The organism is Pseudomonas sp. RW409 (assembly GCF_003184125.1).
Lineage (GTDB): Bacteria > Pseudomonadota > Gammaproteobacteria > Pseudomonadales > Pseudomonadaceae > Aquipseudomonas > Aquipseudomonas chlororaphis_I.
Genome location: NZ_QHHP01000042.1, coordinates 188,853 through 211,679, shown reverse-complemented (window position 1 = coordinate 211,679; position 22,827 = coordinate 188,853). Strand labels below are relative to the sequence as shown.

Annotated in this window: 27 protein-coding genes; 16 read left to right on the top strand and 11 right to left on the bottom strand. The window is 63.2% G+C overall.

What is annotated here, in order from left to right:
* The 4 genes from DK261_RS27955 to DK261_RS27945 all read left to right on the top strand — a co-directional run.
* The coding region (locus DK261_RS27955; RefSeq protein WP_110177506.1) for an amino acid aminotransferase at positions 1–1,039 on the top strand (1,039 nt) is incomplete at its 5' end.
* Between the two features lie 228 nt (positions 1,040–1,267).
* On the top strand, positions 1,268–1,399 hold the full coding sequence (locus tag DK261_RS33695; protein WP_009047668.1) for a hypothetical protein: 132 nt from the start codon (positions 1,268–1,270) through the stop codon (positions 1,397–1,399).
* Positions 1,400–1,480: 81 nt separating this feature from the next.
* Positions 1,481–1,663, top strand: coding sequence for a hypothetical protein (locus tag DK261_RS27950; RefSeq protein WP_041987103.1), 183 nt, complete (start codon positions 1,481–1,483; stop codon positions 1,661–1,663).
* 113 nt (positions 1,664–1,776) lie between these two features.
* Entirely contained in the window at positions 1,777–2,976 is a 1,200-nt protein-coding gene (locus DK261_RS27945; protein ID WP_038630989.1) for an MFS transporter, read from the top strand.
* Positions 2,977–2,998: 22 nt separating this feature from the next.
* Here the strand turns inward: DK261_RS27945 and arfB are convergent, their stop codons facing one another.
* The 3 genes from arfB to DK261_RS32985 all read right to left on the bottom strand — a co-directional run bounded on the left by arfB (position 2,999) and on the right by DK261_RS32985 (position 5,912).
* Positions 2,999–3,412 carry an alternative ribosome rescue aminoacyl-tRNA hydrolase ArfB gene (gene arfB, locus DK261_RS27940; RefSeq protein ID WP_029526192.1) on the bottom strand — a complete coding sequence of 138 codons (414 nt, stop codon included), beginning with the start codon at positions 3,410–3,412 and terminating at the stop codon, positions 2,999–3,001.
* 104 nt (positions 3,413–3,516) lie between these two features.
* Entirely contained in the window at positions 3,517–4,938 is a 1,422-nt protein-coding gene (locus tag DK261_RS27935) for an amino acid permease (protein ID WP_016702274.1), read from the bottom strand.
* Between the two features lie 731 nt (positions 4,939–5,669).
* On the bottom strand, positions 5,670–5,912 hold the full coding sequence (locus DK261_RS32985) for a hypothetical protein (protein ID WP_146218558.1): 243 nt from the start codon (positions 5,910–5,912) through the stop codon (positions 5,670–5,672).
* Positions 5,913–5,978: 66 nt separating this feature from the next.
* Here DK261_RS32985 and DK261_RS33265 point away from each other — a divergent pair, with 66 nt between their 5' ends.
* Entirely contained in the window at positions 5,979–6,116 is a 138-nt protein-coding gene (locus DK261_RS33265) for a hypothetical protein (RefSeq protein WP_007930088.1), read from the top strand.
* A 70-nt stretch (positions 6,117–6,186) separates the two neighbouring features.
* Positions 6,187–7,146, top strand: a complete 960-nt coding sequence (locus tag DK261_RS27930) for a leucyl aminopeptidase (protein ID WP_110177065.1) — start codon at positions 6,187–6,189, stop codon at positions 7,144–7,146.
* Between the two features lie 174 nt (positions 7,147–7,320).
* Here the strand turns inward: DK261_RS27930 and rluB are convergent, their stop codons facing one another.
* The 5 genes from rluB to DK261_RS27905 all read right to left on the bottom strand — a co-directional run bounded on the left by rluB (position 7,321) and on the right by DK261_RS27905 (position 12,240).
* The gene (gene rluB / locus DK261_RS27925; protein ID WP_016702275.1) at positions 7,321–8,535 is read right to left on the bottom strand and encodes a 23S rRNA pseudouridine(2605) synthase RluB; all 1,215 of its coding nucleotides are present in this window, start codon (positions 8,533–8,535) and stop codon (positions 7,321–7,323) included.
* Positions 8,536–8,852: 317 nt separating this feature from the next.
* Positions 8,853–9,902, bottom strand: a complete 1,050-nt coding sequence (gene scpB, locus DK261_RS27920) for an SMC-Scp complex subunit ScpB (RefSeq protein ID WP_028681948.1) — start codon at positions 9,900–9,902, stop codon at positions 8,853–8,855.
* A gap of 12 nt (positions 9,903–9,914) precedes the next feature.
* On the bottom strand, positions 9,915–10,613 hold the full coding sequence (locus tag DK261_RS27915; RefSeq protein WP_172667002.1) for a ScpA family protein: 699 nt from the start codon (positions 10,611–10,613) through the stop codon (positions 9,915–9,917).
* 120 nt (positions 10,614–10,733) lie between these two features.
* Positions 10,734–11,363: an L-threonylcarbamoyladenylate synthase gene (locus tag DK261_RS27910; protein ID WP_009042694.1), complete on the bottom strand. Its 630-nt coding sequence runs from the start codon at positions 11,361–11,363 to the stop codon at positions 10,734–10,736.
* Positions 11,364–11,376: 13 nt separating this feature from the next.
* The gene (locus DK261_RS27905) at positions 11,377–12,240 is read right to left on the bottom strand and encodes a PHP domain-containing protein (RefSeq protein ID WP_110177063.1); all 864 of its coding nucleotides are present in this window, start codon (positions 12,238–12,240) and stop codon (positions 11,377–11,379) included.
* A gap of 87 nt (positions 12,241–12,327) precedes the next feature.
* Here DK261_RS27905 and DK261_RS27900 point away from each other — a divergent pair, with 87 nt between their 5' ends.
* The 6 genes from DK261_RS27900 to DK261_RS27875 all read left to right on the top strand — a co-directional run bounded on the left by DK261_RS27900 (position 12,328) and on the right by DK261_RS27875 (position 16,526).
* On the top strand, positions 12,328–12,924 hold the full coding sequence (locus tag DK261_RS27900; RefSeq protein WP_009047659.1) for a septation protein A: 597 nt from the start codon (positions 12,328–12,330) through the stop codon (positions 12,922–12,924).
* Between the two features lies 1 nt (position 12,925).
* Positions 12,926–13,225: a YciI family protein gene (locus DK261_RS27895; protein ID WP_110177061.1), complete on the top strand. Its 300-nt coding sequence runs from the start codon at positions 12,926–12,928 to the stop codon at positions 13,223–13,225.
* 110 nt (positions 13,226–13,335) lie between these two features.
* Positions 13,336–13,746, top strand: a complete 411-nt coding sequence (locus DK261_RS27890) for a translation initiation factor 2 (protein WP_009047657.1) — start codon at positions 13,336–13,338, stop codon at positions 13,744–13,746.
* A 7-nt stretch (positions 13,747–13,753) separates the two neighbouring features.
* The gene (locus DK261_RS27885) at positions 13,754–14,431 is read left to right on the top strand and encodes a response regulator transcription factor (protein WP_009047656.1); all 678 of its coding nucleotides are present in this window, start codon (positions 13,754–13,756) and stop codon (positions 14,429–14,431) included.
* Between the two features lie 251 nt (positions 14,432–14,682).
* Entirely contained in the window at positions 14,683–15,120 is a 438-nt protein-coding gene (locus tag DK261_RS27880) for a Spy/CpxP family protein refolding chaperone (RefSeq protein WP_009047655.1), read from the top strand.
* A gap of 65 nt (positions 15,121–15,185) precedes the next feature.
* On the top strand, positions 15,186–16,526 hold the full coding sequence (locus DK261_RS27875; protein ID WP_110177059.1) for a HAMP domain-containing sensor histidine kinase: 1,341 nt from the start codon (positions 15,186–15,188) through the stop codon (positions 16,524–16,526).
* A gap of 137 nt (positions 16,527–16,663) precedes the next feature.
* Here DK261_RS27875 and DK261_RS27870 read toward each other — a convergent pair whose 3' ends face one another.
* The gene (locus tag DK261_RS27870; RefSeq protein ID WP_028681952.1) at positions 16,664–17,230 is read right to left on the bottom strand and encodes a nitroreductase family protein; all 567 of its coding nucleotides are present in this window, start codon (positions 17,228–17,230) and stop codon (positions 16,664–16,666) included.
* A 120-nt stretch (positions 17,231–17,350) separates the two neighbouring features.
* Here DK261_RS27870 and DK261_RS27865 point away from each other — a divergent pair, with 120 nt between their 5' ends.
* Positions 17,351–18,805: a TrkH family potassium uptake protein gene (locus DK261_RS27865; protein WP_110177058.1), complete on the top strand. Its 1,455-nt coding sequence runs from the start codon at positions 17,351–17,353 to the stop codon at positions 18,803–18,805.
* Here DK261_RS27865 and DK261_RS27860 read toward each other — a convergent pair.
* Positions 18,762–19,823 carry an AraC family transcriptional regulator gene (locus DK261_RS27860; protein ID WP_110177057.1) on the bottom strand — a complete coding sequence of 354 codons (1,062 nt, stop codon included), beginning with the start codon at positions 19,821–19,823 and terminating at the stop codon, positions 18,762–18,764. The two genes, DK261_RS27865 and DK261_RS27860, sit on opposite strands and share 44 nt — an antisense overlap.
* 162 nt (positions 19,824–19,985) lie before the next feature.
* Here DK261_RS27860 and DK261_RS27855 point away from each other — a divergent pair, with 162 nt between their 5' ends.
* Positions 19,986–20,297, top strand: a complete 312-nt coding sequence (locus tag DK261_RS27855) for a DUF962 domain-containing protein (protein ID WP_016702281.1) — start codon at positions 19,986–19,988, stop codon at positions 20,295–20,297.
* A 98-nt stretch (positions 20,298–20,395) separates the two neighbouring features.
* Positions 20,396–20,986 carry an HD domain-containing protein gene (locus DK261_RS27850; protein WP_028681954.1) on the top strand — a complete coding sequence of 197 codons (591 nt, stop codon included), beginning with the start codon at positions 20,396–20,398 and terminating at the stop codon, positions 20,984–20,986.
* A 97-nt stretch (positions 20,987–21,083) separates the two neighbouring features.
* On the opposite strand, the gene DK261_RS27845 is transcribed toward DK261_RS27850, so the two are convergent.
* A complete protein-coding gene (locus tag DK261_RS27845; protein WP_009042684.1) occupies positions 21,084–21,905 on the bottom strand; it encodes a UDP-2,3-diacylglucosamine diphosphatase in 822 nt (273 codons plus the stop codon).
* A gap of 132 nt (positions 21,906–22,037) precedes the next feature.
* Here DK261_RS27845 and DK261_RS27840 point away from each other — a divergent pair, with 132 nt between their 5' ends.
* Positions 22,038–22,796: an AraC family transcriptional regulator gene (locus tag DK261_RS27840; protein WP_110177055.1), complete on the top strand. Its 759-nt coding sequence runs from the start codon at positions 22,038–22,040 to the stop codon at positions 22,794–22,796.
* Positions 22,797–22,827: the final 31 nt, after the last annotated feature.

Genomic DNA, 22,827 nt, shown 5'->3' with positions numbered 1-22,827 from the left:
CGAGCAGCGCCTGGTCGACCGGCAGACCACCAAGATCTACATCGGCGGCCACGGCGACGCGGCCTTTGGCAAGGTGATCAATGAACTGGTGCTGGGCGCCGATTCGCAGCTGATCACCGAACGACGCGCCGGCGCCACCCAGACTCCGGGCGGCACCGGCGCGCTGCGCCTGAGCGCCGACTTCATCGCCCACTGCCTGCCGGGCCGTGGCGTGTGGTTGAGCAACCCGACCTGGCCGATCCACGAAACCATCTTTGCCGCCGCCGGCATCCAGGTCAGCCACTACCCTTACGTCGGCAGCGACAATCGCCTCGACGTCGAGGCCATGCTGGCGACCCTGAACCAGGTGCCCAAGGGCGACGTGGTGCTGCTGCATGCCTGCTGCCACAACCCCACCGGTTTCGACCTGAGCCACGACGACTGGCATCGGGTACTGGACGTGGTGCGCAGCCGCAACCTGCTGCCGCTGATCGACTTCGCCTACCAGGGCTTCGGCGACGGCCTGGAGCAGGATGCCTGGGCGGTGCGCCTGTTCGCAGCCGAACTGCCCGAGCTGCTGATCACCAGTTCCTGCTCGAAGAACTTCGGCCTGTACCGCGACCGCACCGGCGCACTGATCGTCTGCACCCGGGACGCGGAAAAGCTGCTGGATGTACGCAGCCAGCTGGCCCACATCGCCCGCAACCTGTGGTCCACCCCGCCGGATCACGGCGCCGCGGTGGTCGCCACCATCCTCGGCGACCCGGAGCTGAAAAGCCTCTGGGCCGACGAAGTGGAAGCCATGCGCCTGCGCATCGCCCAGTTGCGCTCGGGCCTGGTGGAAGCGCTGCAACCCTTCGGCCTGGCCGAACGCTTCGCTCACATCGGCGTGCAACGCGGGATGTTCTCCTACACCGGCCTGACGCCGGAACAGGTCGCCACGTTGCGCAACCAGCACAGCGTGTACATGGTCAGCTCCGGCCGGGCCAACGTCGCCGGTATCGACGCCACCCGCCTGGACCTGCTGGCCGAAGCCATCGCCGAAGTCTGCAAACACTGAAAAAAGCTATCGCGGGCAAGCCTGGCGCCTACGGATGTCACCTGATTCCGTAAGCGCGAGGCTTGCCCGCGATGCCGTTAAAAGCCCCCCGTCCGATGAAACTCCTTTCATCCTAAACCCCAGATAAAAATCTTTTTGTCATTTCCAGTGCTGTATCCTGCCCAGGCTTTTTAAAAGCGCGGATCTACCCAGCGATTTAAAAAACAGACCTTGCGAGGAGCAACGAACATGCACGAGATTCCTAATCTCCCCTTCCCAAGCCTGCACGAAACTGAGCAGACAACCCCGCAACAAGCCGGCGCTCAACAGCCCGAGCCGAAAGAAGCCGCCTCCAGCCACAAGGCCGACAGCGAAGACTGACCGCAACACCCAGACAGTGTGGAAAGCGCTCTTTGATGCGCTTTCCACACCGCCTGAAACCCGCTTTCGAGAACCGCCTCCATGACCGACACCTTCAGCGAAACCCAAGCCAGTGTGCTGATCGGCACCGCCGAAAAAATGATCGAGATCTGGAACCGCCTGACGCCGGAAAAACAGGCCGCCCTGCTGACGCGCTTCGGTACCCAGGAAAACGCCCTGGCCGCCCTGGTCACCACGCAATTGCTGGCCCCAGCCCAAGCCTGAGCCCGCGGCGCGCAAAAACTTGCGCCAACCCATCGATTTCTCCACCTGAATCGTTTCAACCCTCGGTATCATAAGCAGCCTATCTATCTCTGCCGCGTCCGTGGACCTTTCCCATGCCAGATACCCAGCGCCCCTTGGCGGTCACGCTGCAAGTCGTCTCCATCGTCCTTTTCACCTTTATCGGCTACCTGAACATCGGCATCCCCCTGGCCGTGCTGCCGGGCTACGTGCACAGCGAGCTGGGCTTCGGCGCGGTGATCGCCGGGCTGGTGATCAGCGTGCAATACCTGGCCACCCTGCTCAGCCGCCCCTATGCCGGGAAGATCATCGACAACCTGGGCAGCAAGCGCGCAGTGATGTACGGCCTGGCCGGCTGCGGCCTGAGCGGCGTGTTCATGCTGCTGTCGGCATGGCTGAGCAGCTTGCCGGTGCTGAGCCTGGCCAGCCTGCTGGTCGGGCGCCTGGTGCTGGGCAGCGCCGAGAGCCTGGTGGGCTCGGGTTCCATCGGCTGGGGCATCGGCCGCGTCGGCGCGCAGAACACCGCCAAGGTGATTTCCTGGAACGGTATCGCCAGCTATGGCGCGTTGGCCGTTGGCGCGCCGCTGGGGGTGCTGCTGGTGGATCGCCTGGGGCTGTGGAGCATGGGCGTGAGCATCATCCTGCTGGCACTCCTCGGCCTGGCGCTGGCCTGGCCGAAACTGGCGGCGCCGATCGTTGCCGGTGAGCGCCTGCCGTTCATCCATGTCCTGGGCCGGGTGTTCCCCCATGGCTGTGGCCTGGCCCTGGGCTCGATCGGTTTTGGCACCATCGCCACCTTCATCACCCTGTATTACGCCACCCAGAACTGGTCCAACGCAGTGCTGTGCCTGAGCCTGTTCGGCGCCAGTTTCATCGGTGCGCGCCTGCTGTTCGGCAACCTGATCAACCGCCTCGGCGGCTTTCGCGTGGCGATCGCCTGCCTGTCGGTGGAAACCCTGGGCCTGCTGCTGTTGTGGCTGGCGCCGGATGCCCACTGGGCCCTGGCCGGCGCGGCGCTGAGCGGCTTCGGCTTCTCCCTGGTATTCCCGGCGCTGGGGGTGGAAGCGGTCAACCTGGTCCCCGCCTCCAGCCGCGGCGCGGCGGTGGGCGCCTATTCGCTGTTCATCGACCTCTCGCTGGGGATCACCGGACCGCTGGCCGGGGCGATCGCCGCCGGTTTCGGCTTTGCCTCGATCTTCCTGTTCGCCGCCCTCGCGGCCTGTAGCGGTTTGCTGCTGAGCCTCTACCTGTACCGCCAGGCGCCGAAGTACCGCGAGGAGCGCGGCGAACGCTAGGTCGGTACTTGTCGTACAGAGCCTAGTAGTCGACCTTGCCGCGGCCGGCCTTGATGTTGCCGCGCTTGCTCTTGGATTCCAGGCGCCGGGTCTTCGAGCCCAGGGTCGGCTTGGTCGGGCGGCGCTTCTTCTCCACCTTGATCGCGTCGAGGATCAACGCCACCAGGCGCTCCAGGGCATCGGCGCGGTTCTGTTCCTGGGTCCGGTATTGCTGGGCCTTGATGACGATCACCCCATCGCTGGTAATGCGACTGTCACGCAGCGCCAGCAGTCGCTCCTTGTAGAACGGCGGCAGGGACGAGGCCGGAATGTCGAAGCGCAGGTGCACCGCGCTGGAGACCTTGTTGACGTTCTGCCCACCCGCGCCTTGCGCGCGAATGGCGGTCAACTCGATCTCGGCATCGGGCAGATGCACGTTGTTGGAAATCACCAGCATAGAAAAGGAATCCGCTTTCAGGGCATTCAGGATACCGCGCCTGCGGATTTGCAGCGCCCACAAAAAACCCGGCCGAGGCCGGGTTTTCCGTTACCGCGCGGGTGTCACTTCAGCGAAGCGTTGGCCGCCTGCAGGCTGTGCTGCGCGCTGCGCTTGTTCTTGATGCCGTAGCAGACCCACATGAAGGCGACCCAGACCGGAATCGCGTACACCGAGATCTGGATGCCCGGGATCATCAGCATGATGCCGAGGATGAACACCACGAACGCCAGGCAGACGTAGTTGCCGTAGGGGTACCACAGCGCCTTGAACAGCGGCGATTGTTTCGTGCGGTTCATGTGCTGGCGGAACTTGAAGTGCGAGTAGCTGATCATCGCCCAGTTGATCACCAGGGTCGCGACCACCAGCGACATCAGCAGCTCCAGGGCGTGCTGCGGGATCAGGTAGTTGAGCACCACGGCGACGAAAGTCACCAGCGCCGAGGCCAGGATCGACATCACCGGCACGCCGCGCTTGTCGATCTTCGCCAGGACTTTCGGCGCGTCGCCCTGCTCGGCCATGCCCAGCAGCATGCGGCTGTTGCAGTAGGTGCCGCTGTTGTACACCGACAAGGCCGCGGTCAGGACCACGAAGTTGAGGATGTGCGCCGCGGTGTCGCTGCCCAGCATCGAGAACACCTGGACGAACGGGCTGCCGCTATAGGCATCGCCGGAGGCATTCAGGGTCTCCAGCAGGCTGTTCCACGGGGTCAGGGACAACAGCACGACCAGGGCACCGATGTAGAAAATCAGGATGCGGTAGATCACCTGGTTGATGGCCTTGGGAATCACGGTCTTCGGCTTGTCGGCCTCGGCCGCGGTAAAGCCGAGCATCTCCAGGCCACCGAAGGAGAACATGATGATCGCCATGGCCATCACCAGGCCGCTGACGCCATTGGGGAAGAACCCGCCGTGTTCCCACAGGTTGCTCACCGAGGCCTGCGGGCCGCCGTGACCGCTGACCAGCAGGTAGCTACCCAGGGCGATCATGCCGACGATGGCCACCACCTTGATGATCGCGAACCAGAACTCGGCCTCACCGAAGACTTTGACGTTGGCCAGGTTGATCAGGTTGATCAACACGAAAAACGCTGCGGCCGAGGCCCAGGTCGGCACCTCCGGCCACCAGTAGTGCACGTACTTGCCGACCGCGGTCAGCTCCGACATGCCCACCAGGATGTACAGAATCCAGCAGTTCCAGCCCGACAGGAAACCGGCGAAACCGCCCCAGTACTTGTGCGCGAAATGGCTGAAGGAACCGGCCACCGGCTCTTCGACGATCATCTCGCCGAGCTGGCGCATGATCATGAAGGCGATGAAGCCGCAGATGGCATAGCCGAGGATCATCGACGGCCCGGCCGACTTGAGCACGCCAGCGGAGCCCAGGAACAATCCGGTACCGATCGCGCCGCCCAGGGCAATCAGTTGAATATGGCGATTTTTCAGGCCGCGTTTCAGCTCGCCTGAATGCGAGTTTTGTCCACTCATGAAAAGGGTCTCACGCAAGGTTTGATGATGTTCGATAGACGTTGCAGCCGACAGCAGGCTTAAGCAGCGCGGATCAAACCCCAGCGCAGGCACCAGGAGTTCAGCGTTTGTTTAACGGTCATGCGTCACCTGTTTGTTTTTATCTGTGACGAAATCGAACCCACCACGCTTGTGACGCGGCGGAGTGAACAAGGCGGATAGCCTTGAAATTATTGGCCTTGGGAGCGTGTCTCGAGCATTCGAGCCAGGGCTCGTCATGCGTCGAAAGCAGTCGTTGGGGCGCAAAATGCGCGGATACGCAGTTGGGTCACAGTTAAAACGCCGCGCATTGTACACCCCTGACTCCCCGCCGCCAGACGCGGCTTATCAGCGCGTCGGGTGCCGGAATCGCACGGGGCCTGCTCGATGCTTGGCATCGGCGGCAAGGTTCGGGACAGACCCGTCGGGGTCGTCGACGAAGGTACGACAGCAATCGCCCTTCGGAGGGAATCGGTTGAGGTGAGCCACGGCGTACATTGCGCCTCCTTCTTGTTATGCACCTGCACACAGGCATGGGCTGCATCACACCCGCCTTGAGGCCGCGGAACAAGCGGCCTGGAGCCCGGCGGCGGGCAATATCCAGGCAGCGCCGGAAGGTTTTTCTTACAGCGCTGGACGAGGCTCGATTCCATGACTCGATAGCGGGTTTTTCGTCAGCATTTCTTTACAGAGTGGAACGTATTTTTTCCACTTCAGATCGGCATCCGCGGCGACTGCAAATTGACGGCCAGCGGTTTTTTATCTGTCTGTTCGCTCAGCTTTTTGTTTTTTCTTGATAATTTTTCAACACAAAAACAGAACAAAAAGTTCAATAAAAATATTTCAATTATTTTTTTGCATTTCAAAAAACCCTGGACTAGGTTTCCAGCCACTTGCCGGACCACACCCCCGGCAAGCCGAGCGGCCACGTTGAAGCAGCCAGGGTTTTCAAGCACTCCCCGTGGAACACCCGAGCCGTCTCACCGACTGCTTTTATCCGAAAGTCATCTAGGAGATTCACGATGCAAGCACTGGAAAAAGACTTGGACACTGAACTGCAACTGGACGATTGGTTTGAAGCAGCGACCCACGAGGCCGCGGTGGAAATGATGCAGGCCGATGCGGTAGTACCGTTCGGCACGGCGATGTGGCCTTTGTAAAAACGGCCATCAGGCAGGAGCGGCCCGGCGGTCGCCCCTGCCTCCACTCGCTGTCCGTCAGGGAGGATCCATGGACAACACCGCTGCCATCCGGCATTTCCTTTACTACCTCGAACACCATCCGGCCCTGGCCGACCGCCAGAGCACCAGGGTCCTGATCGGCCACACCGCCGAGTACACCGCCACCAGCGCCGCCATCATCGAGCAGGCCGGCGAACCCTTCCATTTCACCGCCCTGCGCCTCGACCTCGAGCCCACCTCGGTGCTGACCCAGGCCATCGCCGACTGCGATCTGTATATCTTCTTCTACGACTCCTCCACCCTCTCGCCGCCCCGCCCGCAAGGCCCGGAATTCATCCAGGCGCTGCAGGGCGTGATGGCCGAAAACTGGAAGAAATCGCTGCTGTTCAAGGACTACGGCGACTACTTCTACGACACCTTCAGCGTCGAGCCGCAGCGCATCGCCGAGCTCAACGCGACCCTGATCCGCCATATGTCCGAGGCCACCACCCTGAGCTTTCGCGACGACCACGGCTCGTACTTCGAAGCGCCGCTGGACAGCATCAAGAAGTGGACCAACATCAACGGCGTGGGCAACTACGACCTGGCGCCCGGAGAAATCGCCAGCCACAGCGAGGCCATCAATGGCCGGGTGAAATTCGTCGGCACCTTCCTCGGCACCATCCCCTTCGCGCGCAAGTACGGCGTGCTGCAATCGCCACTGGAACTGTGGATCGAGAACTCCACCATCAGCCGTATCGCCACCGATGTGCCGGGACTGGCGGAGGACTTCAATAAATACCTGGATGCCAACCCGTCCAACCGGCGCATCGAGGAACTGGGCATCGGCACCAACGAAGGGGTGAAAGACCTCTACGCGCGCAACTCGGGGTTCGAGGAGCGCCATTGCGGCCTGCACCTGGGGCTGGGCGGCGGTGCCAAGGGTAGCCATCACCTGGACCTGATCTTTGCCAGCGGGGTGCTGGCGCTGGACGACAAGCCGGTGTTCGATGGCAGGTTCGTGTTCTGAGCCAACGAGGGTGTCGATATCGATTCCGCTATCGCGAGCAAGCTCGCTCCTACAGGGATGGATCGCTCTTCTGTAGGAGCGAGCTTGCTCGCGATGCGCCAAAGCGCAAAAAAAACGCCAACCCTGAGGTTGGCGTTTTTTCTTGTTGCCTACAGCTTGCAGCTCAAGGCTGCCTCACTCAGGCTTGCGGCGACCGAAACCCGGGCGCTGGCCGGAACCGGCCGGGGCGCCGCGGCGCTTGCCCGACGGTGCATCCTTGTCGACCAGGACGATGCCCGGACGCTTGGACTTCGGCGCTGGCTTGGCCGGGCGCTTGGTGTCGCTCGGACGATCCGCCACTGGCGTACCGCGACCCGACTCACCACGACCGGCAGCCGGACGCGGCGCCCGTGGAGCGCGCTCGCCATCCTGGCGTGGCGCGGGCTTGCGGCCCGGACGCTCGCCTTCGATCTGCGGCTCGCGCGACGGGCGCGGAGCACCGGCGGCAGGCGCGCCATGGGCCGGACGCAGGGTCCGCACGCGCTCGCTCTTGCCCACCGGGCGCGAGGATTTGCGCTGCATGCGCTCCAGCTTGTCCTTGCTCTTGGCGTTGAGCTGCGGCAGTGCCACCGGCGTCAGGCCAACCTCGGCGCTGAGGACGTCCACTTCGTACTGGCTCATTTCGCGCCAGCGGCCCATCGGCAAGTCGGAGTTGAGGAACACCGGACCGAAACGCACGCGCTTCAGGCGGCTGACCACCAGGCCCTGGGATTCCCACAGGCGACGTACTTCACGGTTGCGGCCTTCCATCACCACGCAGTGGTACCAGTGGTTGAAACCTTCGCCACCGGGCGCCTGCTGGATGTCGGTGAACTTGGCCGGGCCGTCTTCGAGCATCACGCCGGCTTTCAGGCGCTCGATCATCTCGTCGTCGACTTCGCCACGCACACGTACCGCGTACTCACGGTCCATTTCATAGGACGGGTGCATCAGGCGGTTGGCCAGCTCACCGTCGGTGGTGAACATCAGCAGGCCGGTGGTGTTGATGTCGAGGCGACCGATATTGATCCAGCGGCCTTCCCGTGGACGCGGCAGCTTGTCGAACACAGTCGGGCGGCCTTCCGGGTCGTCACGGGTGCAGATCTCGCCGTCGGGCTTGTTGTACATGATCACGCGGCGGACCGATTCGGACGCTTCTTCGCGCTTGATCACCTTGCCATCGATGGAGATGGCGTCATGCAGGTCGACGCGCAGGCCAAGGGTGGCTTCTTTGCCATTGACCTTGATCCGGCCCTGGCTGATCCAGGACTCCACGTCGCGGCGCGAGCCGACGCCGATACGGGCGAGGACTTTCTGCAGCTTTTCGCCTGCTGGGCCGATTTCCTGTTGGTCTTGCTGATCTTCACTCATCTGGGCACCTCCCGGTGTGTCGATTCAGGCTTGAGTGGCCTGAACGGTAGTAAAAACAGGTCTTGTGGCGAAGGGATCGCCAAAGGGTCGCGAATCATACGCTCATGGCGCCGGTTGCGCATCAGAGACTAGTCGATAAGTGGCGGCCTACCGGTTTTTCCGCTGGCCGGTGGTAGCCCGACATTTGGCCGCCTGACCTGTAGGAGCGAGCGGGCGGCGATCCGGCTTGCCCGCGATCGAGAACGACGCGACATGCCTGGCACACCGCATCAACGTTCATCGCGAGCAAGCTTCGCTCCTACAGAAGCGTGGCGTGATCAGTCTTCCTGTTCGCGTCTTTCGTTCTCGATAGCCTCAGCCAGCGCCAGGGCTTCGGCCTCTTCGTCGCTCAACTCTGGAGCCGGCGGTTCCAATGCCGCCACGGCGGCCAGCAGCTTGGCGCGGGCTTCGGCGACGCCGAGCACATCGTCATCGACCTCCTGCTCATCGCCAGCGTCCGCTTCGAGTTCGGCCTCGTGCTCGGTTTCAAGCTCCGCTTCGTGCTCAACTGGCACTTCGGCTTCGGCTTCGGCACGAGTTTGCGTTTCGGGGTCGATCTCGGCGCCAACCTCGGCGTCGGCAACAAAGTCGTCCCCGGACGAATCCACCGCGCCATCGCGATGCAGGTCGTCGAAGTCGGTCTTGATCCCCTCCTCCATCGAGTCCAGTTCCAGCAGCAAGGTGTGGAAACTGGTCTCTTCCTTCGGTTCTTCCGGCTCGGCACTGGCGTCGGCCAGGGCTTGCAGGCTGGCGGGCACCGGCGCGTCGTCGAAGTCGAGGACCGGCTCGGTTTCGATCTCGCGCAGCTCGGCCAGCGGCGGCAGGTCGTCGAGGTTCTTCAGGTTGAAGTGATCGAGAAACGCCTTGGTGGTGGCGAACATCGCCGGCTTGCCCGGCACGTCACGGTAGCCGACCACCCGAATCCACTCGCGCTCCAGCAGGGTCTTGACGATCTGGCTGTTGACCGCCACGCCCCGCACATCCTCGATCTCGCCACGGGTGATCGGCTGACGGTAGGCAATCAGCGCCAGGGTTTCCAGCATCGCCCGGGAGTAACGCTGGGGCCGCTCTTCCCATAGCCGACCGACCCAGGGTGCGAACTTTTCCCGCACCTGCAGGCGATAACCGGAGGCCACTTCCTTGAGTTCGAAGGCCCGACCTTCGCAGGATTTACCCAGAATGGTCAGGGCCTTCTTGAAGACCGCAGGGTCCGGCCGCTCACCTTCCTCGAAGAGCTCGAACAGGCGCTCCATGGATTGCGGTTTTCCCGAGGCCAACAGAAAGGCTTCAAGCAGCGGCGCCAGCTCGCGGGGTTCATTCAGATTCATTGTTTCAGCTCGTTATTCGGCTCGCGCCCGCACATGGATAGCCGTGAAAGGCTCATTCTGTACCAGCTCGACCAGGGATTCCTTGACCAGCTCGAGGATCGCCATGAAGGTCACCACCACCCCCAGGCGTCCTTCTTCCGCGGTGAACAGCTCGACAAAGGGCACAAAACCACCGCCCTTGAGCCGCTCCAGCACCTCGCTCATACGCTCGCGGGTGGACAGCGCCTCGCGGCTGATCTGATGGCTTTCGAACATGTCGCCCCGGCGCAGCACCTCGGCCATGGACATCAGCACCTCTTCCAGGGCGACATCCGGCAGCAGCTTGCGCGCCCGGGCTTCCGGGGCGTCGAGCTTGGGCACTATGACGTCGCGGCCGACCCGGCTCAGGCCGTCGATGCCTTCGGCGGCGGCCTTGAAGCGCTCGTACTCCTGCAGGCGGCGGATCAGTTCGGCGCGCGGGTCTTCCTCTTCCTCTTCCACCTCGGCCGAGCGCGGCAACAGCATGCGCGACTTGATCTCGGCCAGCATGGCCGCCATCACCAGGTACTCGGCGGCCAGCTCCAGGCGCACCGACTGCATCAACTCGACATAGCCCATGTACTGGCGGGTGATTTCCGCCACCGGGATGTCGAGGATGTCGATGTTCTGTTTGCGGATCAGGTACAGCAGCAGGTCGAGCGGGCCTTCGAAGGCTTCGAGAAAGACTTCCAGGGCGTCCGGCGGGATGTACAGGTCCAGCGGCATTTCCATGACCGCCTGGCCGTAGACCATCGCAAAGGGCAGCTCCTGCTGCGCTCCGGCCTGGTCGTCAACGTGTTCCACTGCGGACATTCAGGCCTCGACCATGAAGGGAGCCGGGTCGCCGCAGCCGATACGGATCACTTCCGGCTCGCCATCGGCCAGGTTGATCACGGTGGAGGCCATGATGCCGCCAAAACCGCCATCGATGATCAGGTCGACCTGATGCTCGAGCAGTTGGCGCATTTCATAAGGATCGTTCATCGGCTCGGTTTCACCGGGCATGATCAGGCTGACGCTCATCAGCGGCTCGCCGAGCTCGGCCAGCAGCGCCAGGGCGATCGGATGGCTCGGCACCCGCAGGCCAATGGTGCGTTTCTTCGGGTGCAGCAACAGCCGTGGCACTTCGCGGGTGGCGTTGAGGATGAAGGTGTAAGGCCCCGGCAGGTGAGCCTTGAGCAGGCGAAAGGTGCCGGTATCGATCTTGGCGAACAGGCCCAGCTGCGACAGGTCGCTGCAGATCAGCGCGAAGTTGTGTTTGTCATCCAGTTGCCGCAGGCGCCGCACGCGCTCGACCGCGCTCTTGTCGCCGATCTGGCAGCCAATGGCGTAGGACGAGTCGGTCGGGTAGATCACCACGCCACCTGAGCGGATGATTTCGACAGCCTGTTTGATCAGGCGCGGTTGCGGGTTTTCCGGATGAATCTGGAAAAATTGACTCACATTCTCTACCTGTTCAGACGGCGGCAATAATTGGGTCATGTTTGAACCGACACCAGAGCGGCGGCAGATCCTCCGGAACAGGGCGATACTCGCCTATCTCGGACCAGCCTCCAGGGCCATGAAAATCACTGCCGGCGCTCACCAGCAGACCGAACTCCCGAGCAAGGATGGCCAGGCTGCCCACCTGCTCGGCGGGTTGATGGCCGTTGACCACCTCGATCGCGTGGCCACCTGCTTGAATATAGTCGGCAATCAGGCGGCGACGTTTGCTGCGGGTGAAATCGTAATGCCAGGGATGGGCCAGGCTGACCCAGGCCCCCGCCGCGCGTAGCGTCTCGACGGTTTCCTCGAGGGTCGGCCAGTGCTGCTTGACGTCGCCCAGCTTGCCGGCCCCCAGCCACTTGCGAAAGGCTTCGGCGCGGTCCTTCACGAAACCGGCGCGCACCAGGTAATCGGCGAAGTGCGGCCGGGCCGGCGCATTGCCGCTGTCACCCAGTTCCTGCTGGATCGCCCGGGCCCCTTCGAGGGCACCCGGCATGCCTTTGAGCGCGAGCTTGCGACTTATTTCTTCGGAACGCAGCCAGCGACCGTCGTGCAATTTGCCGATGGCTTCGACCAATGACGGCGCATTGACGTCGAAACCGTAGCCCAGCACATGAATGGTCGCCCCACCCCAGGTGCAGGACAATTCGACGCCATTGACCAGTTGCATGCCCAGTTCCCGGGCCGCGAGGCGAGCCTCGTCGAGGCCTTCCAGGGTGTCATGATCGGTCAGGGCCAGGACTCGCACGCCTTTCTCGAACGCACGCGCAACCAGAGCCGCGGGCACCAGGGCGCCATCGGAGGCCGTGCTGTGGCAGTGCAAATCAACATTCACGGGACTGTTCAACCTCAAGTCAGCTGGCGCTTTCGCTGCCATGGATGTTTGTTATTATGCCGCCACATCCTGCTTCTGGCTGCCACTGTGAAACAATTCATCGACTTCATCCCGCTGTTCCTGTTTTTCATCGTCTACAAAATCGATCCCCGAGTCGTCGACATTGCCGGTCAACAACTGACCGTAGGCGGTATCTACAGCGCCACGGCGGTGTTGATCATCAGTTCCCTGGTGGTATACGGCGCGCTGTTCATCTCCCAGCGCAAACTGGAGAAAAGCCAGTGGCTGACCCTGGTCGCCTGCCTGGTGTTCGGCAGCCTGACCCTGGCCTTCCACAGCGAAACCTTCCTCAAATGGAAGGCGCCGGTGGTCAACTGGCTGTTCGCCCTGGCCTTTATCGGCAGCCACTTCATCGGCGACCGCCTGCTGATCAAGCGCATCATGGGCCACGCGCTGACCCTGCCGGAGCCGGTCTGGACCCGCCTGAACATCGCCTGGATCGCCTTCTTCCTGTTCTGCGGCGCCGCCAACCTGTTCGTCGCCTTCACCTTCCAGAGCATCTGGGTCGACTTCAAGGTCTTCGGCAGCCTGGGCATGACCGTGCTGTTCCTGGTCGGCCAGGGCATCTACCTGTCGCGCCATCTTCACGACACCGAACCCACCACTTCGAAAACCGAGGACTGACATGCTTTACGCAATCATTGCTACAGACGTCGCCAACTCCCTGGAAAACCGCCTGGGCGCGCGCCCGGCGCATCTGGAGCGGTTGCAGCAGCTCAAGGCCGAAGGTCGCGTGGTACTGGCCGGGCCACACCCTGCCGTCGACAGCAATGATCCCGGTGCCGCGGGCTTCACCGGCAGCCTGATCATCGCCGAATTCGACTCGCTGAGCGCCGCCCAGGCCTGGGCCGACGCCGATCCTTACGTCGCCGCCGGTGTCTATGCCAGCGTCGTGGTCAAGCCGTTCAAGCAAGTCCTGCCGTAAATCCTCTCCCGCGCGGTGAACCTTATGGGTTCATCGCGCTCTCAATCGCTCATTATTCTCGTTTGACTGCCGACAACTTGCCCAACACTCGATTGGAATCAGGAGTTCCGATGCGCCAAGCTCCGTTGTGCCTGTTGTTGGTCATGTTAACGATCGGGGCGAGCGCCTCTGCCGAAGAAACCGCGGACCCGGGACATTCCACGCCTTTGTCCCTGAGTGCCGGCAACCAGATCAGCGAATTGCAGCAACGCCTGAAAGATAGCGAGCACCAGCGCGAAGAGCTGACCCGGCAATTGCAGAGCGCCGACAGCGAGCGCGAAAGCGCCCAGCTAAGCCGCCTGCGCCAGGAGAACCAGCGCCTCAAGCTGCAACTGCGCGAGGCCCAGGCCAGTTCCGCGCCGCGCCTGCTGACCGATCAGCAGCAATGGTTCGTCACCGGCGCCGGGGTAGCGCTATTGGCCCTGCTCTGCGGTATCTTCGCCAGTGGTGGACATAGGAAGCGTCGACAATGGCTAAATTGAGTGATTCATGAGCGAGCTGTTACTGATTGACGATGACCAGGAGCTCTGCGAACTCCTGACCAGTTGGCTGGGCCAGGAAGGTTTTCAGGTACGGGCCTGCCACGATGGCCTGAGCGCCCGGCGCGCCCTGGCCGACCACGCTCCGGCGGCGGTGGTGCTGGACGTGATGCTGCCCGACGGCAGCGGCCTGGAACTGCTCAAGCAGTTGCGCAACGACCACCCGGACTTGCCGGTGCTGATGCTTTCGGCCCGCGGCGAGCCCCTGGACCGCATCCTCGGCCTGGAACTGGGCGCCGACGACTACCTGGCCAAGCCCTGCGACCCACGTGAACTGACCGCCCGCCTGCGCGCCGTGCTGCGCCGCAGCCACCCGACCGCGGTGTCCAGCCAGATGGAGCTGGGCGACCTGTGTTTCAGCCCGGTACGCGGCGTGGTCAGCATCGACGAACAGGACATCACCCTCACCGTTTCCGAAAGCCGCCTGCTGGAAGCCTTGCTCAAGCAACCGGGCGAACCGCTGGACAAGCAGGAGCTGGCGCAGATCGCCCTGGGCCGCAAGCTGACCCTGTACGACCGCAGCCTGGACATGCACGTCAGCAACCTGCGCAAGAAGATCGGCCCGCACCCCGATGGCCGCCCGCGCATCGTCGCCCTGCGCAGCCGTGGCTACTACTACAGCCTCTGAACAGATTCCTGATCCTTGTAGCCGCTGCCGCAGGCTGCGATAGGGCCGCAGGCCCTCCCGCATTCGCAAGATCCCTGCGACCGTACCGGTCGTTCGCAGCCTCGCAGGCTCGGCAGCGGCTACAGGGGTTATGTCAGTTTCGCCAAAAACGTCTTTACCCAAGCTTTACCCTTCGCTGACCGCCGCTGACCTTGATCTCCGTAATCTGCACACATCCGGAACTGACCGGGAATGAGACAAGGAGATACACCATGCGCAAGACCCTGATCGCTCTGATGTTCGCCGCCGCCCTGCCGACCGTGGCCATGGCCATGCCGGAAGGCGCAGGTCCCATGGGTCCGATGGATGGCCCGCGCCACAGCGAACACATGCGCGGCAAAGGCCCCTACAGTCAGCTGGACCTGAGCCACGAACAGCGCCAGCAGATTCGCAAGCTGATGGGTGAGCAGATGCACGAGCGCAAAGAGCTGGTGCAGAAGTACCTGGAAAAACTGTCGCCGGCCGACCAGAAGGCCATGAAGGACGAGATCGCCGCCAAGCGCCAGAAAACCGAAGCGGATATCCGCGCCCTGCTCAAGCCGGAACAACAGAAAGAGTTTGACGCCATCCAGAAGAAACACGCTGAGCGCCGCGCCGAATGGGCCGAATTCAAGGCCTGGAAAGCGCAACAGCCGCAAAAAGCGCAATAATGCTCTAGCGCTTATCCCATAGCCCAGTGGCACCCCACTGGGCTTTCCTTGTTTGAGGACTTCCCGTGCGTTCATTGTTCTGGCGCATCCTCGCCAGCTTCTGGCTGGCCATCACCCTGGTTGCAGGGCTGTCGATTCTGCTTGGCCATATGCTGAACCAGGATGCCTGGATCCTCAGTCGCCATCCGGGCCTCAATACCCTGGCCGAGGAGTGGACGCGCACCTACGAAGAACAGGGCGAAGACGCCGCCCAGGAGATCCTCGAGCAGCGCAAGCACCAGTACCACGTCAACGTACAGGTGCTGAACGAAGCTGGCGACCCGGTGGTCCGCGGCACCTTCCCGCGCCGCGCGGCGGCCCTCGAGGCCCGGCAGAACAACGATGACCGGCGCCTGCCCTGGCGGCGCCTGACCGCCGAATACACCAGCCCGAAAACCGGCGACACCTACCTGCTGATCTATCGCATTCCCCACCCGGAACTGGACGCCTGGCACCGCGACAGCCTGCTGTGGCCGCTGAGCGCCCTGACCATCGCGCTGGTGGTGTTGACCCTGTTCAGCCTGCTGGTGACCCTGTCCATCACCCGCCCCCTCAGCCGTTTGCGCGGTGCGGTGCATGACCTGGGGCAAACCACTTACCAGCAGAACAGCCTGGCTCGCCTGGCCGCCCGCCGCGACGAATTCGGCGTGCTGGCCAAGGACTTCAACCGCATGGGTTCGCGCCTGCAAAGCCTGATCGGCAGCCAGCGCCAGCTGCTGCGCGATGTCTCCCATGAGCTGCGCTCGCCGCTGGCGCGCCTGCGCATCGCCCTGGCGCTGGCCGAACGCGCCACGGCCGAGGAACGCGAGCGCCTGTGGCCGCGCCTGACCCGCGAGTGCGATCGCCTGGAAGCACTGATCAGCGAAATCCTGGTGCTGGCCCGGGTCGATGCCGACAACGCCAGCGCCGAAGAGGTGGACCTCAATGCCCTGCTCGACAACCTGCAAAAGGATGCCCAACTGGCCTGTCCGGAACAGCCGGTGAAGATCCAGGCCGAATCACCGCTCAGCCTCAAGGGCTGGCCGACCATGATCGAACGGGCGCTGGACAATCTGCTGCGCAATGCCCAGCGCTTCAACCCGGCCGGACAGCCGATCGAAGTGCGGGCATTGCGTCAGGGAGACCGAATTGTGCTCAGCGTGCGCGATCACGGCCCCGGGGTGGAAGCCGAACATTTGCGTCAGTTGGGCGAACCCTTCTACCGCGCCCCGGGCCAGACCGCGCCGGGTCACGGACTGGGCCTGGCCATCGCCCGGCGCGCCGCGGAACGCCACGGCGGCAGCCTGACCCTGGACAATCATCCCCAGGGCGGCTTTATCGCCAGCCTGGAGTTGCCGTTGGTGCCTGACGTTACTGCCCAGGCCTGAGAAGCTTCGCGGGCAAGTCGGATCGCCGCCCGCTCGCTCCTGCAGACTCGCGTCGTTCACCTATCTGGCGAACGGCACTAACTTGTAGGAGCGAGGCTTGCCCGCGATTAGCTATCCGCGACACCACAACTCTACGATCAGGCCTTGCCCGACCAGCCACTGACGAACTCCGCCGTATCCACCTTGGGCGCGACCCGTGGCTCGTTCAGCGGCGTGCCCAGGTACAGGAAGGCGATGATTTCTTCACCGTCGCCCAGGCCGAGCCCCTTGGCCACATGGGGCGAATAGGACAGCTCGCCGGTACGCCACACCGCACCGATCCCCTGGGCGTAGGCCGCCAGCAGGATGCCGTGGGCAGCACAGCCGGCCGCCAGCCGCTGCTCCGATTTCGGCACCTTGACGTGCTCCTGCAAGCGGGCCACTACAACCACCACCAACGGCGCGCGCAGTGGCATGGCGCGGGCCTTGTCCAGGGCCGCCTGGGTCACTTCGCCACCCTGCAATTGCACCGCTTCCACCAGCAGTTCGCCCAACTGTTCACGGGCCGCGCCTTCCACCGTCAGAAAGCGCCAAGGCCGCAACTGGCCGTGATCCGGGGCGCGCAATGCCGCCGCGAACAGCGCTTCGCGTTGCGCCGCCGTCGGCGCCGGGTCCACCAGACGCGGTACGGAAACACGGTTGAGCAATGCGTCGAGAGCCTCCATCGGCCACCTCCTGAAAAAAATGTCCGGCCATTCTACCGATAAGTGCCTTCCGGGTGCCGGTTTACATGCTCCGCACCGCAGGTAGAATGGCGCCCTCCTTATCAGCCCCGAGCGGACCTCATGGCGTTGCCGACCCTACGGATCATTGGTTTCATCATCGGCATTTTCCTGATCACCCTGGCCATCGCCATGGTCATTCCGATGGCGACGCTGGTGCTGTTCGAGCGCACCGGCGACCTGCCGTCGTTCCTCTGGGCCAGCATGATCACCTTCATCGCCGGCCTGGCCCTGGTGATACCCGGGCGCCCGGAGCATGTGCACCTGCGTCCGCGGGACATGTACCTGCTGACGGTGTCCAGCTGGCTGGTGGTGTGCATCTTCGCCGCCCTGCCGTTTTTGCTGACCCAGCACATCAGCTACACCGACTCGTTCTTTGAAAGCATGTCCGGCATCACCGCCACCGGCGCCACCGTGCTCAGCGGCCTGGACAACATGTCGCCGGGCATCCTGATGTGGCGTTCCCTGCTGCACTGGCTCGGCGGCATCGGCTTCATCGGCATGGCGGTGGCGATCCTGCCGCTGCTGCGCATCGGTGGCATGCGCCTGTTCCAGACAGAGTCCTCGGACCGCTCGGAAAAGGTCATGCCGCGTTCGCACATGGTGGCGCGGCTGATCGTGGCGGCCTATGTCGGCATCACCATTCTCGGCAGCCTGGCCTTCTGGTGGGCCGGGATGAGCCTGTTCGACGCGATCAACCACGCGATGTCGGCGATTTCCACCGGTGGCTTCTCCACCTCCGACAGCTCGCTGGCGCACTGGCCTCAACCGGCGGTGCACTGGGTGGCGGTGGTGGTCATGATCCTCGGCAGCCTGCCGTTCACCCTGTACGTCGCCACCCTGCGCGGCAACCGCCGGGCGCTGATCAAGGACCAGCAGGTCCAGGGCTTGCTCGGCATGCTGCTGGTGACCTGGCTGGTGCTCGGCACCTGGTACTGGTGGACCACCCAGCTGCATTGGCTGGAAGCCCTGCGTCACGTCGCGCTGAACGTCACCTCGGTGGTCACCACCACCGGTTTCGCCCTGGGCGACTACAGCCTGTGGGGCAACTTCTCGCTGATGCTGTTCTTTTACCTGGGCTTCGTCGGCGGCTGTTCCGGCTCGACCGCCGGCGGGATCAAGATTTTCCGCTTCCAGGTCGCCTACATCCTGCTCAAGGCCAACTTGAACCAGCTGATCCACCCGCGCGCGGTAATCAAGCAGAAATACAACGGTCACCGCCTCGACGAGGAAATCGTCCGTTCGATCCTGACCTTCTCGTTCTTCTTCGCCATTACCATCTGCGTGATCGCCCTGGCGCTGTCGCTGCTGGGAGTGGACTGGATGACCGCCCTGACCGGTGCGGCCAGTACGGTGTCGGGGGTGGGCCCGGGCCTGGGCGAAACCATCGGCCCAGCCGGCAACTTCGCCACCCTGCCGGACGCCGCCAAGTGGATTCTGTCCCTGGGCATGCTGCTCGGCCGGCTGGAGATCATCACCGTATTCGTGTTGTGTATTCCGGCATTCTGGCGTCACTGATCGAGGCCGAGGACTCTAGCAGCCGCGCCCGGTATTCGCCGGGCGTGGCATCGAACCAGCGGCGGAAAGCGCGGAAAAAGTTGCTCGGGTCGGCAAACCCCAACAGATAGGCAATCTCCAGCAGGGTCATGCTCGGCTGCGCCAGGTACTGCTCGGCCAGCTCACGGCGGGTGTCGTCGAGCAGGGTCTGGAAACTGGTGCCCTCCTCCTGCAACCGCCGTTGCAGGGTGCGCTGGGACAGGTGCAGGGTCTGGGCCACGGCTTCGCGTTTCGGCTCGCCCTGGGGCAACAACCGGCACAGCGCCTGGCGCGCCTTGTGCGTCACCCGGCTTTCGGAGAACCGCGCCAGGTATTCACCGGCGAAGCGGTCATGCAGCAGCGCCATGGCCTCATTGGCGGTCGGCAATGGCGCTTCCAGATCGGCACGCTCGAAAATCAACGCATCGTAAGGCGCGTTGAACACCAGCGGCGCATGAAACGCCTGCTTGTAAGGCTCCAGATCGACCGGCACCGCCCCCTGCATCAGTACCTGGCGCGGCTGCAGCGTCCGCCCGGTCAACCAGCCACACAGCGCCAGCGCACAGGCCAGCGAGGCTTCGGCACTTTGCCGGGTCGGCGGCAGATGATCGCCGTGCACCGTCAGAATCAGCGCATAACCTTCAGGTAAAAGCCGGAAACTCAGATCAGCGCTTTCCGCGATGATCCGCTGGTAGCGCACCAGGCGCTGGAACCCCTCGGCCAGGGTACGGCTGGACATCAGGGCATATCCGGCCACGTTGAAGGAGGCCGGTCGCACCACCTTGCCCATGTTCAGGCCGATCGCCGGGTTGCCGGACTGTTCCACCGCTCGTTGCCAGAGACGGGTCATCGAGTCCTGGGGGAAGCGTGCGTCCGGGTCGTCCAGTGCGGCATAGTCGAGCCCGATCTGCTTGAACAATGCACGGCAATCCAGGCCGTCCATCTCCAGAGCTTTGACAATTCCCATCGCCCAGCTTGCAGAAGTCGTTCGTTCGCTCATGGTGGGTTCTTTTACATGATGAGCCGCATGCCACGGCCGATTTCTCAAGGATACTAAAGTGGCGCCTATTGTCACTGGCCCCAGCCATTGATGACTCTAGACTCAAATAAGCTCCCCGCAGAGCGTCCCGCTGACAGAACAACAACCACAGAGATCGCAGTCGTGGATAACATCAAGCAATTCAACAGCTTCGCCGAGTTCTATCCTTATTACCTGAGCGAACACAGCAACAGCACCTGCCGCCGCCTGCACTTCGTGGGCACGACCCTGGTGATCTTCATCCTCGCCTTCGCCATCGGCAAAGGCGCCTGGCTGTTGCTGCTGGCGCTGCCGGTGGCCGGCTACAGCTTCGCCTGGGTCGGTCATTTCTTCTTCGAGAAGAACCGCCCGGCCACCTTCCAGTATCCGCTCTACAGCCTTCTGGGCGATTTCGTCATGTACCGCGACATGCTGACCGGCAAGGTGCCGTTCTAGGCCTGGCCGGACAGCAAGCCGTCCCGCGCAGCCAGTGCAGGATTGGATCCAAGGCATAGACTCCAGTCGTTGCGCAAAAAACAACAAGAGGATTGCCGATGAACGCTCATGCCCGTTTCACCCACATGAAGGATGGCACCCAGGAAGACTGGGCGATCATCGCCGCAGATTTCAGCGCCTACGCCAAGCAGTTGCCGGCACGCATCGTGGCGCACCTGAAGTTGCTCGAGGGCGATTTTGGCGGCTTCCCGGTGGACCGCCTGACCCACTCGCTGCAAACCGCCAGCCGGGCCTGGCATGACGGTCGCGATGAGGAATATGTGGTCTGCGCCCTGCTCCACGACATCGGCGACACCCTGGGTTCCTACAATCACCCGGACATCGCCGCGGCGATCCTCAAGCCCTTCGTCAGCCCCGAGAACCTGTGGATGGTGGAGAAGCACGGGATTTTCCAGGGCTACTACTTCTTCCATCACCTGGGCATGGACCGGCACCTGCGCGAGCAATTCAAGGACCATCCGCTGTATCTGCGGACCGCTGAATTCTGTGCCAAGTACGACGCCGCGGCATTCGATCCAGAGTACGACAGCCTGCCCCTGAGCTTTTTCGAACCCATGCTCGAACGCCTGTTCGCCCAGCCGAAAAACTCGATCTACAAGGCGGCCATGCAGGAACACGCGCCGGCCTGAGGCCTGCTGCGCAGGCCATCGCGGGCAAGCCTCGCTCCTACGGTTAGAGTAGGAGCGAGGCTTGCCCGCGATAACCTCAGATCAGGCGACCGAACCCTCAAGCCAGCTCCGCGACCTTGGCCAGTTCGGCCTTGCGCTGCGCCTCCCGCGCCTGGGCATCGGCCAGGCGATACAGCTCGATGGTGCCGTCCCAATGCTCGATCAGGGCGGTGCACGACTCGACCCAATCCCCGCAATTGAGGTAGTCCACTTCGCCGACCTTGCGGATCTCGGCATGGTGAATGTGCCCGCACACCACGCCGTGCAGCTCACGCTTCACGCATTCGTGAGCGATGGCTTCCTCGAAGTCGCTGATAAAGCTGACCGCGGTCTTGACCTTGTGCTTGAGGTAGGCCGACAACGACCAGTAACCGTAGCCGTAGCGCGCCCGCCAATGATTCAGCCAGCGGTTGAGGGTCAGGGTGAATTCGTAGGCCGAGTCGCCGAGAAAGGCCAGCCAGCGGTGGTAGCGGGTGATGACATCGAACTGGTCGCCGTGGATCACCAGCAGGTGGCGGCCATCGGCGGTGACATGCACCGCCTCGTCCACCAACTGGATATTGCCCAGGATCAGCTTCGAATAGCGGCGCAGGAATTCGTCGTGGTTGCCGGTGACATAGATCACCTCGGTGCCGCGCTTGCTCATGGTCAGCAGGCGGCGGATCACATTGGTGTGTGCCTGGGGCCAGTACATGCCGCCGCGCAGTTTCCAACCGTCGATGATGTCGCCGACCAGGTAGATCCGGTCGGCGTGATAACCCTTGAGAAACTGCGACAGATGCTCCGCCTGGCAGTCCCGGGTACCCAGATGCACATCGGAAATCCACAAGGTGCGCACGCGTTGTTTACGGCTAGGTCTGGCGAGTTCGGCACTGGTCATGGGCACACTCCTGCATTTTTTGCGAGCTTGCACCCGGGCGATTAATCGCCTGTGACAGAAATACGGCAGTCCGATGACAGCGCTTGACCCCAGGCCGCCGGTGTAGACTGCCGTTCTGCCAAGGAGACTGCGATGAGACCGATCCTCACGCTACGCCAATACAGCCACGACCTGATCGTCCACAGCCACGAACACGCGCAACTGGTGTTCGGCCTGTCGGGCCAGCTCGATTTCGAGGTCGACGGCCAGGGCAGCCAGGTGGTCCAGCAGAGTTTCGTGGTGGTGCCCTCCGGCGCCCACCATGCCTGCGGCAGCTCCAACGGCAGCCGCTGCCTGGTGCTCGATGTGCCCGATGAACATTGGCTGGTGCAGTCGCTGGGCGATCACGCCGATGCCAGTCGCCGCCTGCTCGACAACGCCGGGCGCCTGCCCCTGGATACGGCGCAGAGCCAACTGGTCAACTGGCTGGCCGGCAGCCCGGTCAACGACCCGCTGATTGCCCAGCAAGGCGCCGTGCTGTTGCTGGCCAGCCTCAACCAGGCCAGCCCCGCCAGCGTCGGCGGCCGACGCCTGCCCTATGCCGCCCTGAATGCCCATATCGACCAACACGCCGCCCATCCGCTACAGGTGGCCGACCTGGCGCGGATCGCCGGGCTGTCCAGCGCTCGCCTGCATGCACGGTTTGTCGCCGAATGCGGGCAGACGCCGATGGACTACATCCGTAGCCGGCGCCTGCACATGGCCGCCGGCCTGTTGCGCGACTCGGCACTGCCCATCGGTGAAATCGCCAGTCGCGTCGGCTACAGCTCCCAGAGTGCTTTCGCCGCGGCGGTGCTGCGCGAGTTCGGCGTCTCCCCCGGCAAGCTGCGACGCACCACAGGCCACCGCTAGGCTGTCGACAAAAAACGCGAGGATCGCGACA

Bases quoted from the DNA above. Each gene is read 5' to 3' on its own strand.
- DK261_RS33695 (WP_009047668.1), top strand. From the start codon at position 1,268: ATGCACGAGATTCCTAATCTCCCCTTCCCAAGCCTGCACGAAACTGAG.
- DK261_RS27950 (WP_041987103.1), top strand. From the start codon at position 1,481: ATGACCGACACCTTCAGCGAAACCCAAGCCAGTGTGCTGATCGGCACC.
- DK261_RS27945 (WP_038630989.1), top strand. From the start codon at position 1,777: ATGCCAGATACCCAGCGCCCCTTGGCGGTCACGCTGCAAGTCGTCTCC.
- arfB (WP_029526192.1), bottom strand. From the start codon at position 3,412: ATGCTGGTGATTTCCAACAACGTGCATCTGCCCGATGCCGAGATCGAG.
- DK261_RS27935 (WP_016702274.1), bottom strand. From the start codon at position 4,938: ATGAGTGGACAAAACTCGCATTCAGGCGAGCTGAAACGCGGCCTGAAA.
- DK261_RS33265 (WP_007930088.1), top strand. From the start codon at position 5,979: ATGCAAGCACTGGAAAAAGACTTGGACACTGAACTGCAACTGGACGAT.
- DK261_RS27930 (WP_110177065.1), top strand. From the start codon at position 6,187: ATGGACAACACCGCTGCCATCCGGCATTTCCTTTACTACCTCGAACAC.
- rluB (WP_016702275.1), bottom strand. From the start codon at position 8,535: ATGAGTGAAGATCAGCAAGACCAACAGGAAATCGGCCCAGCAGGCGAA.
- scpB (WP_028681948.1), bottom strand. From the start codon at position 9,902: ATGAATCTGAATGAACCCCGCGAGCTGGCGCCGCTGCTTGAAGCCTTT.
- DK261_RS27895 (WP_110177061.1), top strand. From the start codon at position 12,926: ATGCTTTACGCAATCATTGCTACAGACGTCGCCAACTCCCTGGAAAAC.
- DK261_RS27890 (WP_009047657.1), top strand. From the start codon at position 13,336: ATGCGCCAAGCTCCGTTGTGCCTGTTGTTGGTCATGTTAACGATCGGG.
- DK261_RS27885 (WP_009047656.1), top strand. From the start codon at position 13,754: ATGAGCGAGCTGTTACTGATTGACGATGACCAGGAGCTCTGCGAACTC.
- DK261_RS27880 (WP_009047655.1), top strand. From the start codon at position 14,683: ATGCGCAAGACCCTGATCGCTCTGATGTTCGCCGCCGCCCTGCCGACC.
- DK261_RS27870 (WP_028681952.1), bottom strand. From the start codon at position 17,230: ATGGAGGCTCTCGACGCATTGCTCAACCGTGTTTCCGTACCGCGTCTG.
- DK261_RS27865 (WP_110177058.1), top strand. From the start codon at position 17,351: ATGGCGTTGCCGACCCTACGGATCATTGGTTTCATCATCGGCATTTTC.
- DK261_RS27860 (WP_110177057.1), bottom strand. From the start codon at position 19,823: ATGAGCGAACGAACGACTTCTGCAAGCTGGGCGATGGGAATTGTCAAA.
- DK261_RS27850 (WP_028681954.1), top strand. From the start codon at position 20,396: ATGAACGCTCATGCCCGTTTCACCCACATGAAGGATGGCACCCAGGAA.
- DK261_RS27845 (WP_009042684.1), bottom strand. From the start codon at position 21,905: ATGACCAGTGCCGAACTCGCCAGACCTAGCCGTAAACAACGCGTGCGC.
- DK261_RS27840 (WP_110177055.1), top strand. From the start codon at position 22,038: ATGAGACCGATCCTCACGCTACGCCAATACAGCCACGACCTGATCGTC.